Source organism: Virgibacillus sp. NKC19-16, from assembly GCF_021560035.1.
Classification (GTDB): Bacteria; Bacillota; Bacilli; order Bacillales; family Amphibacillaceae; genus Virgibacillus_L; species Virgibacillus_L salidurans.
The window spans coordinates 1,140,301-1,159,608 of the sequence record NZ_CP074373.1; the positions used below are offsets into that span (position 1 = coordinate 1,140,301).

Annotated in this window: 17 protein-coding genes; 15 read left to right on the forward strand and 2 right to left on the reverse strand. The window is 37.2% G+C overall.

What is annotated here, in order from left to right:
- Positions 1–132: 132 nt before the first annotated feature.
- The 10 genes from KFZ58_RS06080 (at position 133) to KFZ58_RS06120 (ending at position 9,220) form a co-directional block, all read left to right on the forward strand.
- Positions 133–282, forward strand: a complete 150-nt coding sequence (locus KFZ58_RS06080; RefSeq protein WP_235793908.1) for a hypothetical protein — start codon at positions 133–135, stop codon at positions 280–282.
- 906 nt (positions 283–1,188) lie between these two features.
- Positions 1,189–1,407: a hypothetical protein gene (locus KFZ58_RS06085; RefSeq protein ID WP_235793909.1), complete on the forward strand. Its 219-nt coding sequence runs from the start codon at positions 1,189–1,191 to the stop codon at positions 1,405–1,407.
- Positions 1,407–2,906: a sodium:solute symporter family protein gene (locus tag KFZ58_RS06090; RefSeq protein ID WP_235793910.1), complete on the forward strand. Its 1,500-nt coding sequence runs from the start codon at positions 1,407–1,409 to the stop codon at positions 2,904–2,906. Before KFZ58_RS06085 ends, KFZ58_RS06090 begins: the two co-directional genes overlap by 1 nt.
- Positions 2,907–3,030: 124 nt before the next feature.
- The gene (locus KFZ58_RS06095; RefSeq protein WP_235793911.1) at positions 3,031–3,264 is read left to right on the forward strand and encodes a hypothetical protein; all 234 of its coding nucleotides are present in this window, start codon (positions 3,031–3,033) and stop codon (positions 3,262–3,264) included.
- A 234-nt stretch (positions 3,265–3,498) separates the two neighbouring features.
- Entirely contained in the window at positions 3,499–4,554 is a 1,056-nt protein-coding gene (locus tag KFZ58_RS06100) for a C45 family autoproteolytic acyltransferase/hydrolase (protein WP_235793912.1), read from the forward strand.
- Positions 4,555–4,768: 214 nt separating this feature from the next.
- Entirely contained in the window at positions 4,769–6,016 is a 1,248-nt protein-coding gene (locus KFZ58_RS06105; RefSeq protein ID WP_235793913.1) for a M20/M25/M40 family metallo-hydrolase, read from the forward strand.
- Positions 6,017–6,922: 906 nt separating this feature from the next.
- The gene (locus KFZ58_RS19155) at positions 6,923–7,048 is read left to right on the forward strand and encodes a hypothetical protein (protein WP_255695074.1); all 126 of its coding nucleotides are present in this window, start codon (positions 6,923–6,925) and stop codon (positions 7,046–7,048) included.
- Between the two features lie 33 nt (positions 7,049–7,081).
- Positions 7,082–8,263, forward strand: a complete 1,182-nt coding sequence (locus tag KFZ58_RS06110; protein ID WP_235793914.1) for a sodium/proline symporter — start codon at positions 7,082–7,084, stop codon at positions 8,261–8,263.
- Complete coding sequence (locus KFZ58_RS06115; protein WP_235793915.1) at positions 8,224–8,730, forward strand: hypothetical protein; 507 nt, start codon at positions 8,224–8,226, stop codon at positions 8,728–8,730. The genes KFZ58_RS06110 and KFZ58_RS06115 overlap by 40 nt, the downstream gene beginning before the upstream one ends.
- A 4-nt stretch (positions 8,731–8,734) precedes the next feature.
- On the forward strand, positions 8,735–9,220 hold the full coding sequence (locus KFZ58_RS06120; RefSeq protein ID WP_235793916.1) for a hypothetical protein: 486 nt from the start codon (positions 8,735–8,737) through the stop codon (positions 9,218–9,220).
- Positions 9,221–9,369: 149 nt separating this feature from the next.
- Here the strand turns inward: KFZ58_RS06120 and KFZ58_RS06125 are convergent, their stop codons facing one another.
- Positions 9,370–11,031 carry a PucR family transcriptional regulator ligand-binding domain-containing protein gene (locus KFZ58_RS06125; RefSeq protein ID WP_235793917.1) on the reverse strand — a complete coding sequence of 554 codons (1,662 nt, stop codon included), beginning with the start codon at positions 11,029–11,031 and terminating at the stop codon, positions 9,370–9,372.
- Positions 11,032–11,274: 243 nt separating this feature from the next.
- Between KFZ58_RS06125 and KFZ58_RS06130 the strand changes: the two genes are divergently transcribed.
- The 4 genes from KFZ58_RS06130 (at position 11,275) to KFZ58_RS06145 (ending at position 15,663) form a co-directional block, all read left to right on the forward strand.
- Positions 11,275–12,636, forward strand: a complete 1,362-nt coding sequence (locus KFZ58_RS06130) for an aspartate aminotransferase family protein (protein ID WP_235793918.1) — start codon at positions 11,275–11,277, stop codon at positions 12,634–12,636.
- 41 nt (positions 12,637–12,677) lie between these two features.
- Positions 12,678–13,820, forward strand: coding sequence for an alanine dehydrogenase (ald, locus tag KFZ58_RS06135; RefSeq protein WP_235793919.1), 1,143 nt, complete (start codon positions 12,678–12,680; stop codon positions 13,818–13,820).
- 18 nt (positions 13,821–13,838) lie between these two features.
- On the forward strand, positions 13,839–15,299 hold the full coding sequence (locus tag KFZ58_RS06140) for a CoA-acylating methylmalonate-semialdehyde dehydrogenase (RefSeq protein ID WP_235793920.1): 1,461 nt from the start codon (positions 13,839–13,841) through the stop codon (positions 15,297–15,299).
- 247 nt (positions 15,300–15,546) lie between these two features.
- Positions 15,547–15,663, forward strand: a complete 117-nt coding sequence (locus KFZ58_RS06145) for a putative holin-like toxin (protein WP_235793921.1) — start codon at positions 15,547–15,549, stop codon at positions 15,661–15,663.
- A gap of 372 nt (positions 15,664–16,035) precedes the next feature.
- On the opposite strand, the gene KFZ58_RS06150 is transcribed toward KFZ58_RS06145, so the two are convergent.
- Complete coding sequence (locus KFZ58_RS06150) at positions 16,036–16,920, reverse strand: LysR substrate-binding domain-containing protein (RefSeq protein ID WP_235793922.1); 885 nt, start codon at positions 16,918–16,920, stop codon at positions 16,036–16,038.
- A gap of 157 nt (positions 16,921–17,077) precedes the next feature.
- Here KFZ58_RS06150 and KFZ58_RS06155 point away from each other — a divergent pair, with 157 nt between their 5' ends.
- Positions 17,078–19,258: a malate synthase G gene (locus KFZ58_RS06155; protein ID WP_235793923.1), complete on the forward strand. Its 2,181-nt coding sequence runs from the start codon at positions 17,078–17,080 to the stop codon at positions 19,256–19,258.
- Positions 19,259–19,308: the final 50 nt, after the last annotated feature.

Sequence of the window (19,308 nt, forward strand, 5' to 3'; positions counted from 1 at the left end):
TGAAAATCGTTTAGTTCTCCGATTTCTTTAATACGACTCTTTATTACAAGTGTTGCTCACTTTTTCTTTTCAGTGCTCTAGTTATGGATAAAATTAAGAAACAATTATGATTAGGGAGAAAAAAACATAGTAATGGATCGCCGAAGTGTTAGAAGATTTGACTCAAGAACAACCGGAACAGCTAAAGCAATGGAAAAAGACACCCCCGAAATTGGCACGGACCATGCACCTTCATCAAAAACTTCGTGCCTGGATCGTTGTGACAATTTGGAAGAAGCTTAGGAACTCTTGGTCGATTGGGAAGAGAAGGTTTTGGCCTCTTCCCTGGATCCGTTCCATTAGCTTTCTCCCCGTGCTTAAATCCAATTTCATAGGACGAACAGTTAATTTGATTATTGTATTCTCTATAGAAGTATTCTCGTTCATGAATGAACTTCCCCTTTTTTTATCATCTTAAATTAACAGAATACAACTTAACTACTCTATAAAGGAATTGAAGATGAAGCGCACTTGTCATAAAGTGAAAACACGGTAACAATTTCACTTTATGAAGTGTCTAATCATTAATAATTAAAAAAGTAAAGCGCTTGTGTGGATTTTTATGTTATTTTGTTGAAGCTAAATTCACGTCCGGTTTCGATCTCTACCACGCATAGTCCAAAAGTGGAGCGTAAAAGATATTTATAAAACGTCTTCAATGAGATGAAGGGAGAAGATATTGATGGTCGTAGAATGAATAAAGATAAACTAAATAAAATTGGATGATTTAACAGAAAGTATAATAACATGTGAAGTGATAGTATTAACAGAAGAGAAACGTCAAGTAGGGGACGATTCCGATGATTTACGAAGTACTAGGAGGGTTTTCAAGTATAGACGATTTAGGTAATGTGTCTATACTTTTTAACACAAAGTATTCTTAAGCCAATAGAAAATTAACAATATGTCTAGTGGATTATCATCTTATAGATGATATAATTCAATTATATCAAAAATTCAAGATATATTCTATCTCGTGATATTTTTAAATTAATTTTAGAGTATTTTTATTAGCGATTACATAATTAAGGTTTATTCGGATTATGGTGAGCGACCTGAGATTTATAAGAATATAATTAAAATCTTAAAAAATGGGTGGTGAATTTTGAGAGTATAAATTAGAAATAAAAAGGAAAAGGGGAAATTCAGATGAAAGCTACATTTAAACTACCAAAAACTAAAAAAGGTTGGTTTAGTGTTTGTTTAGTTGCGTTTGTAATTGCTTTAGGTTCCTGGCCAATCATTCATCTATTTAATAAAGAAATCATTGTATTAGGAATGCCATTAATGATGCTGTGGTCTATTGTGCTTATTTTTTTAACAACTTTTTCTATGATACTAATCGATAAAATTGGGGGTGCCGATTGATGTATGAGTATATTCCTCTAATTATAACCCTATCATATATGGTTATTGCCGTAGTAATGGGCTCCTTCGCAGGAAAGGGAATGAATATGGATAGCGCAGAAAATTGGGGGGTTGGTAGTAGAAGCATGGGGCCTATTATGGTCTACCTTTTAATTGGTGCTGGCGGTGTAAGCGCTTATACTTTCATGGGATCTCCAGGATGGGCGTATTCTAAAGGTGCTCCTGCTTTATATGTTGTTGTTTATTTAACATATATGGCATTTTTAGCGTGGTATTTTGGGCCTAAAGTTTGGAGGCTTGGGAAAAAATATAATCACGTAACTCAGCCAGGGGCTATTGCTGATCGTTATGAAAGCAAAGCTCTAGGAGGTATAACATCTATTGTTACCTCAATTGGACTTTTAGCTTACGCAGTAATTCAGACTACTGGTGCAGCTTATATTTTAAATGTAATGAGTTATGGGCTAATTCCAATTTGGATCGGTGTTTTTTTATCATTGGGCGCAGTTTCAATTTATCTTTATAGAAGTGGCCTGAAAGCTATTGGATTAACGAATGCTTTTCAGGGAGCTTTAATGTTGTTTGTATCTTTTTTCGTAGGTTTATGGGCCACTAATCAATTCACTGGTGGATTTTCCATAACCCCTATTTTTGAAAGAGTAGCACAAGACGTTCCCGAGTTCTTTACACTTCCTGGCGCTTTAGGGGATATGAATGTTACTTTCTGGACAACTTCAATATTAATATCATTTTTCTCAATATGGCAAAATCACTGGATTCAGTGGATGGGAGCAAAATCCGAGCAGTCTCTTAGAAGGTCTGCAAGATTACTACCAACATTCTATATTGTTCTCATACCGATGATAATTGTAGGTTTTATTGGAATATTTATGTATCCAGAAATAGGTAATCCAGACCATGTTGCTATTCAATTAGCTGTTGACACTATGCCAGTCATTGTAGCTGGTTTATTGGGTGCTGGAACTCTTGCAGCATCAATGTCATCTAGTGAACCATGTTTTCATGCAACCGCTTTAAGTTACAGTAAAGATGTATTACAACCAATGCTTAACTGGAGCGATGAAACTGCAGGTAAGTGGACGAGACGATTAATATTTCCGATCATGTTATTTATTGTAGCACCAATTGCTATCATACAACCTGCAAGTCTAGTGTATATGTTATTAATTGGATATGGATTTATTGCACAATCGTTTCCAGCTATAGTAGGTATGTTCATGTGGCCCAGAGGAACTAAACACGGAGCTTTATGGGGAATAATTGCCGGTTTTATTATCACGTTAATTTTTTCTTTCGTCGTCGTACATCCGCTTGATATACATGCTGGAATCTGGGGTTTAATAGCTAACGCTGTAGTGTTTTTTGCTGTTTCATTAATGACTCAGCCGGTATCTAAAGAGACTGTCGAACGGTTCTTCCCTGATATGATTGATGAGCTTTATGAAGATGAAAATGAATCCACAGTCCATGTTAAATAAATTTACGTGGAATATATATGGGGAAACTATACCTTTATATTGATGGAGAAATTATTACTGACAAGAATACTTCAAATCCATTTAATTCAATGCGTGGAATTCATGCATCAGTTACCAGTCTACCTTGGGCCAGGCTATGATAAAAGAGTGTCAGTTCTTCAGGCAATACGGATTTATACTTTTAATGATACTTGCTTCCTTTGAAGATTTTATTAAGGGGATATTGGAGCCTAGTAAACTAGCTGACTTCTTGTTTGATGAGTTACCTAAGGCACAAGTGGAGTGGACTATTGTAGATGGAGAAACGATTTTGATTTACACCAAATCAAAGGTGAAAGCTCGAATTTATGGGGAATAAAAATTTTAGTTGGATAATATTATTTCTTATAGAAATGAAGATTATAGGGTTTATAGGTTTGAATTGTTAATTACAAAGTATAAAGAGTAATAAAGCTTGATATAAAAACAAAGGCTACCGAAACCCTATATTTCGTGAATAGGTAAACCTGTAGATTGCTAACATGCTCAAGAAATGGCTAAGTATTACTGTTTTAAAATGTTTTGTTAATGATAGGGGAGGATGGTTTACTAAATGACAGAATTTTCACCAGAAGAAAATACGATACTAAGATTATCAGGTACACCTTACCAAATTGGATATAAGCATGGTAATACTTTGAAAGATAAAGTTCATAATAGCCTAGAAACATATGAAAAAATGTTTAGAGAGACATCAGGATATTCATGGAAAGAGGCATGTGAAAAATCTTTATTACATTTAACAGCTATTGAAGAATATAATTTAAATTATATTAAAGAAATGGAAGGCATTGCTGATGGTGCCAATGTTAAGTTTGAAGATATTCTCATCCTTAATACTAGAAGTGAAATTGCTTTGGTAGACTCACCGGATGGGTGCACTTCATTTGCTTTAACAAGACCCAAAACTCTTAAATCCTGGTTAGCTCAAAATTGGGATTGGAAAGGAGAGCAAACTGATTCATTAATACACTTAGAAATTCAGCAAACAAATCTTCCAACAATACAAATTATAACTGAAGCGGGAATTATCGGAAAAATAGGTTGTAATAGTGAGGGCATCGGTGTATGTCTTAATGCGTTAGTAACAAATACTTGGCAAGCCAAAGTTCCTATTCATTTAGGATTAAGATCCGTACTTGAATCTGATTCAATTGAAAAGGCTATTTCTAGGGTGGATAATAACCAAATGGCATCTCCTGCTAATTTTTTAATAGCTTCACGAACGGGGCAATCAGTAAGTATGGAGGTATCTCCTATACATACTGAACAATTACAACCAAAAAATGGAGTGTTAATTCATACAAATCATATTTGTGCAGAAGAAATGAAGCGAAAAGTAAGAGAAGATGTTGCTTCAGATTCCTATAATCGCCTTACTAAAATCGGTGAACTAACAAGAAATTTAACAAAAGAAGACGTAAATGCAAAAGATTTATTTTATTTACTTTCAAATCATGAGAACTACCCAGATTCTATATGCCGCCATTCTTTTGAGAAGAATACTTCAAAATTCTCAGGAATGGAAACTGTCTTCAGCATTGTTATGGATTTGACTGATAACAAATTGACTTGGATTAAAGGAAAGCCCTGTGAATTTATAATTTAATAATCTTAACCTACTTCTAAGAATTGAGTATAGTGTACGCACTTGAGTATTAAATTCTAAAGCATAAAAAGCAAAAAATTAAGGGCATATGGAAAAATGTTTAATTAATAGTCTCACAAAATTCGAGGATAAAAAAAGGGGAATGCTAAATTCCTAGTTCAAGGCCGAGCGAAACTGAAAAAATTCTTCCGAAAAAAGGAGGAAAACCAAGCAGATGAGGCAAGGAGAAACTTGTTCCATTGTCCTCGGTGAATGGCGAGAACCTAAATTACAAAAGGGAGAGAATTTAATGTCGGAAGAAAAAATGCTTTTAGAATATATGGAAAAACATAATGAAGAGTTTTTAGATATGTTAAAAGAAGCCGTGAATTTAGAATCACCAACTGAGGGTGACAAGGAAGATTTAAAAAAATGCAGGGATTATTTCGAAAGAACCTTTTCAGAAATAGGCTTTAAGTGCAATGTTGTGCCAAGTAACGACAGTCGTTATGGGGACCATCTTCTAATGGAATTAGGAGAGGGTGATGAACAGGTACTTTTTGTGGGTCACTATGACACTGTGTATGAAAAAGGCGCATTTGGTGACGTGTGGAAACAAGAAGGTACTAAAGTATGGGGGCCAGGTGTATTTGACATGAAAGGTGGAGACCTGCAAGTTTATATGGTTGGAAAAGCACTAAAGGAGCTTAGTTTGTTTCCTAAAAACAAAAAGATTGTGTTTTTTTTAAGTTCTGATGAAGAAGCGGGCAGCCCTACATCACATATGCATTATAAAGAGTTAGCCAAAAAGAGCAAAGCTTCCTTTGTTGTGGAACCAACTTTTGGGGACTATTCTGGTGGCTTGACAATCGGACGCTATGCCCGAGGGAACTATACATTTGTTGCAGAAGGGAAGCCAGCGCACTCTGGTCAAGAGCCTGAAAATGCAGAAAGCAGCTTGAAAGAACTGGCGCAGCAGGCTGTTTACCTAGAAAGCCTTACGGATCTGGAAAATGGTGTGGCAATCGCCTGTACTTGCTTAAATAGCGGCAATGCTGGCTGGCCCACCGTACCAGGTTTTGGAGAGCTTACCATAGATGCCAGATTTTCTTCTGCCGATATCGCGGAAAAATACGATTCATTGTTTCAAAATCTAAAGCCATTTAACTCTGAGGTTAAAATTACGACAAAGGGTGGTATAGAAAAACCGCCTTTTGATGAAAATCATGCTGCACACAGGGCTCTTTATGAAAATGCCAAAGAGGTTGGAAAAAGGTTTAATATGGATATGACAGGAGATATTGGGAGGGCTGGAACTGATGGTAATTTCACTGCATCTGTTGGTTGTCCAACTCTTGATGGTATGGGAATGAGTGGAGATTTCGCGCATCAGCCAGGTAAGGAATATATTAATACAGATGATATTGCTGTTAGAGGTGCTTTTGTAGCACATATGGTGCTTGAAGTTTTAAGAGGTGAGTAATATATTGCGTATAGCGCGCTGTGGGACAGTCTGAATGACGAAAAGTCAGCTATTCCATGATTAAAAGGTATGGATGAACGCTGGTTAAAAAATAATTTTTTAAAAGATATTGGAAATTTTTATTCAGAAAATTCACTTTAATGGTATTGAAGCTCATGAATGGGATTATTTGTTTCAACAGAGAGATCAAGCTTCGTTATAGGAAAGACGCTTTGTAGGAAATAAAAAAGGTGCTGTCTCAAGATGAACACTTACTACAACCGAATACGGAGAAGACGATTGATATTCAAACCATTAGGGCACAGACTGACTTAAGGAGCATTTCCGGTATCCACTTGTATAATTATAAGCAGTTAAAGAGTGTGACGATTAAGTATAAATAAAAAAGGAAAACCAACAAATTCACAACACAAAATGATGAATTTGTTGGTTTTCTTTTTTTCTTTTAGAATTTCTCCTCTTACTTTTAGTTCAAGGAAATTTGTTTCGTTAAAACTCTTCTAAAATAGAAATTGTTTCCCGTAGATTGGCTGAAGGAAGGTTTCAAGTTCAGTAACAATTCCATTGTAGTTCCGTCCTCTAGTTTGACTAGGATCGCGAAACCATTGTCATTATTTTAAAAAAGGTCTTTTTTATAATGCATACCGAGACTTCTTATCCCTGTTTTTCCACACCTAGCATGGGTAAACTCTGAAGTTAAAAGGCAGAGGACTTTTCTATTTTATTCATCTGTCACAAAATGTCTTCATAAACCTATAAGAACTTGACACTTTGTCTAGTATATTTGTTAACTGAAGAAAATACAATAACTTGTAACAAAATATTTGTAAAAATATATCTAATTTAGATTTAGATTGTGTGAAAACGCCTAACAAAGTTGTAATTACTATTAAAGGGGGCGAATCCATGTTTAATTTACCTTGGGAAACTGTACTGTTAATGTTGCCTTGGCCAGTGATCTGGGTCACTTCAGCTTTAGTCATGTATTTCAAAATGCGTCGGGATGAAAAAATTGGAGATACAGAAGAATAACATAAAAACTTACTAGAAGGGAAGTAATCATTAATGAACTTAGACATTATCGTTTTTTTCATTTATTTACTAGCTATGCTGGGGATAGGATTATATTTTACCAGGAAAGCATCAGTATCGACAGATCATTATTTATTAGGGAATCGAAAAATCGGTGCACCAGTTACAGCTATAAGCATGCAAAGTTCATCTATGAGCGGGTTTATGTTCATGGGTGGGCCTGCGCAAGCATTCCAAGAGGGCTGGCATGCGCTGTGGTATGCTATAGGTGATGCTGGTGGTTCCATTGTTAATTTATCAGTACTGGGAAAAAGAATGAGAAGGATGTCGCAGTTATTAGGTGCTCTTTCACCAATAGAATATCTAGAAAAAAGGTTTGAAAGTACAGCAATCCGTGTGTATGGAGCAGCTGTAGCAATCATATTCCTGTTTGCATATGCATTTGCACAGTTTATTGCTGCGGGAAAGGCATTGGAAGCCATGTCAGGGTTTTCCTATCAATTGGCTCTTGTTATAGGTATAGGCGTTATAGTTATTTATACTGTTGCAGGAGGATATCTGGCTGTTGCTTTCAGTGGATTTGTGCAAGGGGTTATTATGCTGATAGGCGTGAGCATAATTGGTATCATGGTATTGCCACAAGTGGGGGGGCTATCAGGGTTAAATGGACAACTTGCAGCAATTGACCCCACCTATCTTAGCATTTGGGGTAGGGATTTGATCTATTACGGACAATGGGGAGTTATTCTGGGGGCAGTACTTATTTATGCTATCGGCTATATGGGACTGCCACACGTTTCTGTTAAACATATGTCCATGGAAGGCGCCGATACCACCAAAAATGCAATTCTATGGTCAGCAGGATTTAATCAACTATTTACTTTCACCCCTTATATATTAGGACTTTCAGCCATTATACTTATGCCCAGCATTTCAGATCCTGAGATGGTTATTCCGGAGATGGTTTATATGTTATTTCCGGGAATAGCAGCGGCGATTTTGCTCTCAGCCATTATGGCTGCCATTATGTCTACATGTGATGCTTTGCTAATGCAAGCTGGGACTACACTTTCACGTGATGTTTACAGCCGATTTATAAATAAGAAGGCTAGTCACAAACAACAGTTACTAGTGTCCAGGTTATGTATTTTAATTGGGGCATTATCGGTATTGTTGTGGCTATATACGAGCCGCCAACCGTTTTTGCTCTTGTAATATTTGCTTTTGGCGTATTGGGCAATACATTTATGATCCCTTATATTGCTTCCGTTTATTCAAAAAAAGCCAATAAAATTGGTATTCTGAGTGCAATGGTCGGTGGCTCTGTAACCAATATTGTGTGGGAGTTATTCACGCTTCAAAATGCGACTGGGATACACCCATTTCTGGCAGGGCTGTTGATTTCCCTAATTGCATTTCTGATTGGAAATAAGTTTGGGACGCCTCCTTCAGATCCAATTTTGGGTGCATTTGACTTAGCCAAACAAAATAAAAGAATCCCTAAGAAATTGGAAAAGGGAATTTTTGAAGATTTAGCACCTGAAGCACGAAATATTTCCTACTTTCTTGAAACAAAAGAAGTCCAGCCGAAATCAAACGAAATGCAACAGGAATCGTCGCTTGACAAAGTGCACAGACGTACAGTTGGAGATCCAAAAGTCAGACTAAATTTAGAGGGATAATGACATGGGAGAAAAAATCTTAACACAATCAATTAAATTTGAAAAGAAACAAATAGAAACAAGTCTCATGAAATTACAGCCTGATGCAGAGTATTTAGCGGATAGAATTATCTATTATCCGTATTACTTTTTCATCTATAATGTAAAAGCTAAGAGACTTTTTCTGCCGATGGATGAAAAGGTGGGTTGTGCGGTGGATGCTATAAGTGGGAATGGCTCACTGGTAGATTACAACCCGAAATTGGAAGAGACTGAGATATTGGATGAACAGCGAATGCAGCAATATCAGACACTTGAAGACTGTTTACCCATATCCGAGAGTTTTATCTTTCAATCATTATCTTTAAAAATGAGAATGATTTCTTTCTCACACGTCCAGGTAGAAAAACAACAATTATTCTATCGACCTTTCTGGGTGGTTTACAATAAAAAAAGGGATGGACAGGATTTTATTGTGGATGGTGTAACAGGTCAGTACCATCCTCTATAAAAAATTATAGGGTGTAAAATAAGGTTGATGAGAACGCTAGGTTTACAGATCGGAAAGCGAATTTTACATATTAAAAATGGGATTCGTTTCTGAGCAGACAAGGGACTTAGCCCTTTGTCTGCAAACTTTTTTATGAATAGGGTATCAGTTTAGTTAACCAAACCCGTTACATTTAATCTTTTATTTTCTTTATCAATTCTGCTATTCATTAAATGGTAACCCTTTATAGCAGTTTCTATAGATATTCGGTTCATCGGTTCCATAAAATCTTTGCCTAGAATCTGTTCAATTTTATCTAGTCGGTGATATAGTGTTTGCCGAACAATAAATAAACGGTCAGCGGCTTCCTTTTTTGAACCATTACATTCGAAATAAACTTCAAGTGTCCTTAGAAACTCAGCATCCGTTTTATGGTCATGAGAAATTAAATCACCAATATGTTCATTAATATAAGATTCCAGGTGTCCCTCTTCTTGTATTTTAAAAAGGAGTTGATAGATACCTATATTTTCATAGTAGAAGCATTGCGAGAGACCCACATTCTGTAACTGAAGAACTTCTTTTGCTTCTATATAACCGATTGGTGCTCGAGAAATATTCTGGTAAACCTTACTCACGCCAATGGAAGTGGATCTTCCATCTATAATGTTTTCTTCATCTACGTTGAATATTTTATCAATTATAGTTGATAGCCATTTTGTTTCTTTTATTTTTTTGTCTTCAGCAGTAAAAGAACACATTATGGCAATTTCATTCTTTTTAACTGAAACGACCGGAAAACAGCCTGATTGTTTAAATAGAGTACGAATCAGCATGGATCGTTGCACTTTTATTTCTTCCCAGTCTTCTTCCATATTTAACGGAGGGGCATTGGTCTGAATGATAAAAATTCTATAATATAGATTTTCACTTATGGAAGGGAGAAAGGCTTGAAGTTCTTCTAATTCATAATCTCTCCCTTGAAGTAAATTTTGCACTAATTTGTCTTCCATATTTAATTTTCTCTCTTCTATCGTTCTATTTCTTAATAAGATCTGAGCTATCGAAAGTGCAGCACGGTCTAATACAGAGAAAAATAACTCATCTGTTTGTTTGTCATCTATATGCAAGCACAGATATCCCCATACTTGCCCTAGTCCTACGACTGGTGCTAAAGCAAATGAGTAATTATCCATTGTAATTATTTTTTGTTGTATATTTATTGGATTTGATTTTTTAAAATATTTTTGAAGCAACAGTTCTAAATGACTGGCTTCTGGAGGATAATAATATGATTTTGCTTCATCGGTTAAAAAAAACACATGTTGATTAAAACTGTTATGTAGCTGCTGTAAGATTTTTAATATGCCATTTGGGGCAAGGGATAGTTCGGTGAATTTCTGTGTCAATTCACTTAATTGGTTTAGCATTTGGTGATGCTGATTAATAATCAATGTATGTAGATCCTGCGTAATATCAACGAATTTTACAATTTCTTTAAATACGATGATGGGGAAATTGTTTTCATCCGCTAATTGTTTTATCTGAGATGTAAGACCAGAGAAATAAGGTCCCAATTCGATACAGATGCCTGCAGTCTTTTTTTCAATTAATCTTTCATAGGTTGCTGTGGATGAATCAAGTTGAAGATCCAAACCAGTACTAAGAATTAATTCATTCCCATTTATTAGCGTATCAAATTTTTTCGTTTCCAATATATGTGTCCATTTTATTTTCTTATTTAACCCTCCAGCCCCTGCTAGGACTACTGCATTTTTAAATGTTTCTCTTGAAAGAACATTATTAACAGTTGGTTCAAATTTATTGTTCAATTCGATCCCTCCGAAGTGTTAATTTAAAATCGGTATAATGTAACACAATGTAAAGTGAAAATCTTAATAATTATCTATATAATTAATTATGAACGATGTAGAAAGCGCTGTCAAATAAGATTTAATAATACGGAAAGAAATGAAGAGCCGATATGGCTAATGACAAATAGTTGGACAATTAGTAAATTCAACGAGGCTCTTAATGATTTGATTTTATCAATCTTTCGAAAGGAGAGGATGAATATGAAAACAGTAAATCAAGAAGCACAGTTACTTAATGAAAAGGATCGGGAAAATGTATGGCACCATATTTCCCAGTATAATGAAAAAAGCTATCCAATGATTGCGTCTGAAGCGGAGGGCTCTTGGATCACAGATCATCAAGGAAATAAATATCTGGACGCGATGTCTGGACTTTGGTGTGTAAACGTTGGTTACGGCCGTGAGGAGTTGGCACAAGTTGCATACGAACAAATGAAAAAGATGGCTTATACATCAATGACACAAAGCCATGTGCCAGGAATTCAGCTTGCTGAAAAAATAAATGATATGTTAGATGATGACTATATGATCTTTTATTCGAATAGTGGATCCGATGCAAATGAGGTTGCATTTAAAATCGCCCGGCAATACCATCAACAAAATGGTGAATCTTCAAGATATAAATTTATTTCACGTTATAGAGCGTATCATGGTGGTTCTATGGGTGCACTGGCTGCAACGGGCCAGGCATTACGTAAATACAAATACGAACCACTTTCTTCTGGTTTTTTACATGTAGCCCCTCCTGATAATTACCGGAAGCCTGCAGGAATGTCTGTTGAGGAACACAATTTACAAAGAGCCAGGGAACTGGAAGAGAAAATTATTTGGGAGCAAAAAGAGACCATTGCTGGTATTATTATGGAACCACTAATCACCGGTGGCGGTGTGCTAATTCCAGATCCAGTATATGTGAAAGAAGTCGAGAAAATATGTAAGCGACATGGCGTTTTACTAATTATTGATGAAGTAATCTGCGGTTTTGGTAGAACTGGTAAAGCATTCGGTCATATGCACTTTGATATTAAGCCAGATATTATTACGATGGCAAAAGGTCTTACAAGTGCTTACCTGCCATTATCAGTCACAGCTGTACGTAAGGATTTGTACGAATCATTTAAAGCAAGTGAGGAAAATAGTCATTTCCGTCATGTTAATACATTTGGAGGAAACCCTACGTCTTGTGCCGTCGCTTTGAAAAACATTGAAATTATGGAACGAGAAAATCTAACAGATAGAGCAGCTGTATTAGGTGACCGACTTCAGCAAGAGCTTGAAGAACTAAGAAGTCATCCGTATGTGGGGGATATTCGCAGTTTGGGCTTTTTAATGGGGATTGAATTAGTCAAAGATAAAAATACAAAAGAGCCGGCATCCACAGAACGAATCGGAAAAATTATTGGAGACTGTAAAGCGAATGGATTGATCATTGGGAAAAACGGAGATACGGTTGCGGGCTATAATAATATACTAACGTTATGTCCACCACTGTCGAGTACAGATGATGATTTGGAATTCATTATTGATGTCGTAAAAAAAGTTTTTAAAGATAACGAAGCTTAAGGTGAGTGAGTTTTAATCTGCTGTAATATGGAGGGATATAAATGAAGATTGGTATACCGCGGGAAATAAAAAACAATGAAAACAGGGTGGCAATATCTCCCTCTGGTGTCTATACACTTGTAAATTCGGGGCACAAGATTGTAATAGAAAGTCAAGCTGGAGGTGGGTCAGGTTTCAGTGATGAAGAATATCAGGTGTCGGGGGCTGAGATTGTAAAAGATTCGGAAGAGGTATGGTCTCAGGAAATGGTTATGAAAGTAAAAGAACCACTCCCGGAAGAATATGACTATTTTTATCCTGGATTACTATTACTTACTTATCTTCATCTTTCTGCTGAGCCAGCTTTAACGAAGGCATTTATGGATTCGAAGGTAGTAAGTATCGCATATGAAACCATTCAGGACAAAGATGGCTCCCTGCCGTTACTTGCACCAATGAGTGAGGTTGCCGGCAGAATTGCAACCCAAATTGGCGCTCAATTTTTAGAAAAAACAAAGGGCGGAAAGGGAATTCTTTTAAGTGGTATCCCTGGTGTTAAAAGAGGAAAGGTAACTGTCATTGGTGGTGGAGTTGTAGGAACAAACGCAGCTCGTATTGCCCTTGGATTAGGGGCGGAAGTAACTATTATTGATCTGAATGCCAATAGATTGCGAGAGTTGGATCATCTATTCGGGAATCAAGTTAACACCGTTATATCAAATCCTTTTAATATAGCTGAAGCCGTAGCGGAATCTGATCTTGTTATTGGAGCTGTATTAATCCCGGGAACAAAAGCACCAAAATTGGTATCGGAAGACATGGTAAAGGCAATGAAGGAAAAATCGGTTATCGTAGATGTTGCTATTGATCAAGGGGGGATTTTTGAAACGGCTGATAAAATATCCACCCATGATAGTCCGACTTACGAGAAACATGGAGTCGTTCATTATGCTGTAGCGAATATGCCTGGAGCGGTTCCAAGAACATCGTCACTTGGATTAACAAATGTTACTCTCCCATATGCACTCAAAATTGCCAACAAGGGATATGTTAAAGCAAGTTTAGAAGATGAAGCTATTTTAAAGGGAATTAATACGATGGATGGGTATGTAACATATAAAGCTGTTGCAGACTCTCATGTAGTGGAGTATAAGGATCCAAACTCCTTATTGAATGATAGAGAAATAGCAGCGCAATCATTATAATTTTTGGAGGTTATTTAAATGAGTCAAACAAAAGTAAAAACAGTTCAAAACTATGTAGGTGGAGAATGGGTTGAAGCAAAATCGGATAAAACAGAATCCGTATATAATCCGGCAACAGGAGAAGTTATCGCACATGTACCGATCTCCTCATTGGATGATGTGGATCAAGCAGTAAACGTTGCTTCTGAAACCTTTCAAACCTGGAAAGAGGTACCAGTTCCAAAACGCGCACGTATTTTATTTAAATATCAACAATTACTCGTAGATCACTGGGATGAGTTGGCTGAAATTGTAACCATTGAAAACGGAAAAAGCTTTAAAGAAGCACAAGGGGAAGTACAACGAGGTATTGAGAATGTTGAATTTGCTGCAGGCGCACCATCCTTAATGATGGGAGAACAATTGCCATCCATTGCTAATGGACTTGAATCAGGTGTTTATCAGTATCCAATCGGGGTTGTCGGCGGAATTACGCCATTTAATTTCCCGATGATGGTCCCAGCTTGGATGTTCCCAATGGCCATTGCAACTGGTAATACGTTCGTACTAAAACCATCTGAACGTACGCCATTACTTGCTAATCGTTTAGCTGAATTATTAGAAGAAGCAGGATTGCCAAACGGTGTATTCAATATTGTTCATGGTGCACATGATGTGGTGAATGGTCTGCTTGATCATGAAAATGTAGCGGCAATTTCTTTTGTTGGTTCGCAGCCAGTTGCTGAGTATGTATATAAACGTGGTACAGACAATTTGAAGCGTGTGCAGGCATTATCAGGAGCTAAGAACCACTCCATCGTATTGTCTGACGCAAACCTGGATAATGCAACAACACAAATTCTTAATGCTGCGTTTGGTTCAGCTGGAGAACGTTGCATGGCAGCTTCCGTTGTTGCTGTTGAGGAATCAGTTGCGGATGAATTCATTGAACAGCTTACACAAAAAACAAATGAAATTAAAATTGGTAACGGTCTGGATGAAGGTGTTTTCCTGGGACCGGTTATCCGTGAGAATCATAAAGAGAAAACGTTAAATTATATTGAAACGGGAGAAAGAGAAGGAGCTAAACTCGTTCGTGATGGACGTAGCGATAAAGATGCGCAACGTGAAGGTTATTTTGTAGGACCGACTATTTTTGACAATGTAACGACGGAAATGAAAATTTGGCAGGATGAAATGTTCGCACCTATTCTATCTATTGCCCGAGTCAAGGATCTTGATTCTGCTGTTGACCTAACAAATAAATCACGCTTTGCAAATGGTGCGTGTATATTTACAAATGATGGAGGCAGTGTCCGCCAATTCCGTGAAACGATTGATGCAGGGATGCTCGGTGTAAATATTGGTGTGCCGGCGCCAATGGCATTCTTCCCATTTGCTGGCTGGAAAGATTCGTTTTATGGGGATTTGCATGCGAATGGGAAAGATGGGCTTAATTTTTATACGCGGAAGAAGGTTATTACTACGAGGTGGGTTTGATCCACAACAGGATTATAGATTAGATGAAAAATAATGATTGAGATTTTAATAAAACCTTGAAAGGGTATGCTCTTTCAAGGTTTTGTTAATTATATTTGTGATATGGGGAATAATTCATCGAACATTTATTCTTTATTACTACTAATCTATGAAAAGATATGTTAAAATAATATCAGCAACTACATAGGTATTGTGAGCGGTTGGCCATTTCCTCTTTTTAAGTCCTCAAGAGAGGAGGTGGCAGGGAATGACGACATATGAAACACTGAGTCTGTTAGCTCAATTTGGATTACTCCAAATTGCTAATTTGACTTTTGTTGTGACTATTGTCGTTTACCTGATAAAAAGAAATAACCGCTCCTAGACCAAGGCTAGCGGTTACTTCTCAGGTAAACAACAAGAAAGTTGGCCAACTGCTCTTGATGCAGTTGTAGTTGCCGGTACCGGGTAGTTGATGCTACTCGGTTCCTTATTTATAAGTATAGTATAAATTTAATTTTTTATACTGTCAATGGAAACATTGGTTTGGTGAGTCCTGAGTTTCTAATAAATGATTGAACTATCGGAATGGATATTGGACATATAGTCAGTATTGAGGAGTTGGATCCTCATAATAAGTACAGTATTTTAGATAAATTGAAAAAAGATTATGATTCTACAAAACCTTGAAGGGCCATACTCTTTCAATGTTTTGTTAATTTGTTTACCACACCTTAGCCAATCCATATATAATATATTAAATCGTAAACAATTCCGACATGGCGATAAATTCACGTACAGCGAACGGTAAGTAGGTGTTTTTTCTCCAAATCATGCCTAACTCCAAATTAACAACAGGTCTGTTAAAAGGAATGGCGATAATTTTTTCGTTGTTAATCTGGTTACAAATTTTACTCGGTAATAAAGCAACACCTAACTTTGCTTCAACCATTTCAACCATAAAGTCTTTTTGCGAGCTTTCACAGACGATATTTGGATAAAAGTCGTGTTTTTCGCAAGCTTCAATAATACTGTCATGCAGGGAGAAATCATTCCGGTACAAAATAAATGGCTCTTTTTTGATATGTGAAAAGTCGATTGTATCTTTTTTAGCTAAAGGATTGTCTTTATGCACAATAAGCATTAGGGGATCCTTTAATAGTTTAACAGTTTCAAAGTTTCCTTTTCGAATGGGCACATTACATACTAAACCAATGTCAAGTGTGCCTTCATCAACGCCATGTTTAATTTTGTTACTGCCTACTTCAGTTAAGATCAATTCAATGGAAGGATAAGCTTCTTTGTATTGGCTGATTAATTTTGAAAAAAATGCAGCACCTATAATAGGGGGGATTCCAATTTTAATTTCACCTTTTTTCAAATCAATGACATCATTTAGTTCAGATGTTAAATTTTCAAACGCATGCAGTACATGTTTCGCATTTACTAAAAGGGCTTGACCTGCATCCGTTAGATCCAATTGATTAGCCCCTCTATAAAAAAGCGGAGCACCGAGTTCGGCCTCAAGGTTTTTAATTGTCTTGCTTAATGACGGCTGAGAAATATGAAGGATGGATGCGGCTCTTGTAAAGTTCAACTGTTTCGCAACTTCTGCAAAATATTCTATCTGTCTTATTTCCATGATAGGCACCCTTTCAAGACAATATTTTGTAATTTTTCCTCTATTATACTACAAGGTATAGCCAAAAGGAATAACGTTCATGCAAAAAATGTATTTTTGTTTTTACACCGCTCTGTAATAGAATAGAAGTAGAATGAAGGAAGTGGAGGTATGATGAATGGTGGATTACGTAAAAAAGGGAAGTATTCAGGTTGCAAAAGAGCTTTATGATTTTGTGAATGTGGAAGCGTTACCGGAAACAGGTCTTGACAATGAAACGTTTTGGACAGATTTGGGGGAGCTTATCTCTGATTTGACTCCAAAGAACAAAGCATTGTTAGTAGAACGCGAGGAATTTCAAAAGCAAATTGATACATGGCATAAAGAAAACCAAACGTTTGACTCTGATACGTACAAAGCATTCTTGGAGCATATCGGCTACTTGGAGCCGCGTGTTGATGATTTTAACATAACGACAGATAATATTGATGATGTTATTACACTTCAGGCTGGGCCGCAACTTGTTGTACCGATTGACAATTCGCGCTATGCAATCAATGCTGCTAACGCACGTTGGGGATCACTTTATGATGCATTGTACGGAACAGATGTAATAAGTGAGGAAGGAGGGGCCGAGAAAAAAGGTTCATATAATCCTGTGCGCGGTGAAAAAGTCATAGCTTTTGCTAAAAACTTTCTAGATGAACATGTACCACTTAAGGGTTCCTCACATACAGAAGCAACATATTATGCAATCGTTAATGGGAAATTTGAAGTCACACTTAAAAACGGTGACACAACGGAACTGATAGATGCTTCTAAATTTGCTGGCTACCAGGGGCAAGCGGAAGATCCCAGTGCTGTCTTGCTGAAAAATAACGGATTACATTTTGAAATCCAAATCGACCGAAATCACTCGATTGGAAAAACGGATGAGGCGGGCGTGAAAGATATTTACCTAGAGTCTGCTACTTCCTCCATTATGGACTGTGAAGATTCCGTTGCGGCTGTAGACGCAGAGGATAAAACACTCGTATACCGCAACTGGCTTGGTCTTAGCAGAGGGGATTTAACATCTGTATTCACAAAAGAAAGAAAAGAAGTGACACGTACATTGAACTCTGACCGTACTTACATAGGCCCGAACGGCGAAGATGTCATACTATCCGGCCGTGTGCTTATGTTTATCCGTAATGTTGGTCACTTAATGACAAACAATGCGATTCTAGATGAAAACGGGCAAGAAGTTCCTGAGGGTATTATGGATGGTGTGTTTACAAGCTTGATGGCTAAACACGGCCTCTTAGGCAATGGACCATTGCAAAATTCGAAGGAAGGCTCTGTGTATATTGTTAAGCCGAAGATGCATGGTTCAAAAGAAGCTGCTTTTGCAAATGAATTATTTAATCGTGTAGAAGATATGCTTGATATGAAGCGCAATACACTGAAAATCGGCTTAATGGATGAAGAACGCCGTACCAGCTTGAATTTGAAAAATAGTATTAATGAGGTAAAAGAAAGAATTGTTTTCATTAATACAGGTTTCTTAGACCGTACAGGTGACGAAATCCATACATCAATGGAAGCAGGTCCGATGATTCGTAAAGGTGAGATGAAATCATCCACTTGGCTGAATGCCTATGAGAAAAATAACGTACGTGTTGGCTTAGCTGCTGGTTTGAAAGGGAAAGCACAAATTGGTAAAGGAATGTGGGCCATGCCAGATTTGATGGATGCGATGCTTAAAGAGAAGAGAGGGCATTTACAGGCAGGTGGGAACACAGCCTGGGTTCCATCACCAACGGCAGCAACACTGCATGCACTTCACTATCATGAAATTGATGTAAGAAAAGTGCAAGAAGAACTAGCAAACGAAGTAAAAGATTACCGTGATGAAATTTTGCAAATTCCAGTTGCAGAAAATCCAAACTGGTCGGCAGAGGAAATACAGGAAGAGCTTGATAACAGTGCACAGACATTACTTGGATACGTTGTTCGTTGGGTTGAGCAAGGTGTGGGCTGTTCCAAAGTTCCTGACATTAACAATGTTGCGCTTATGGAAGACCGAGCTACTTTGCGCATTTCCAGCCAAATGATAGCAAACTGGCTGCACCATGGTATTTGTACAGAGGAGCAAACATTAAATACGCTGAAGCGCATGGCTAAAATTGTTGACGGGCAAAATGCAGGAGATGTACTATACCGTCCAATGGCGCCTAACTTCGATGACTCGATCGCATTCCAAGCAGCTTGCGACCTTGTATTTAAAGGAAAAGATCAGCCAAGCGGCTACACAGAGCCAATTCTTCACCGTCGACGTCAAGAAGTAAAAGAAAGTGCACATGTACTAAAATCGTGATAGGGGGGAGGTGACTCACGCCTCGTCTATAGGAATAGGTTAATGGGGCT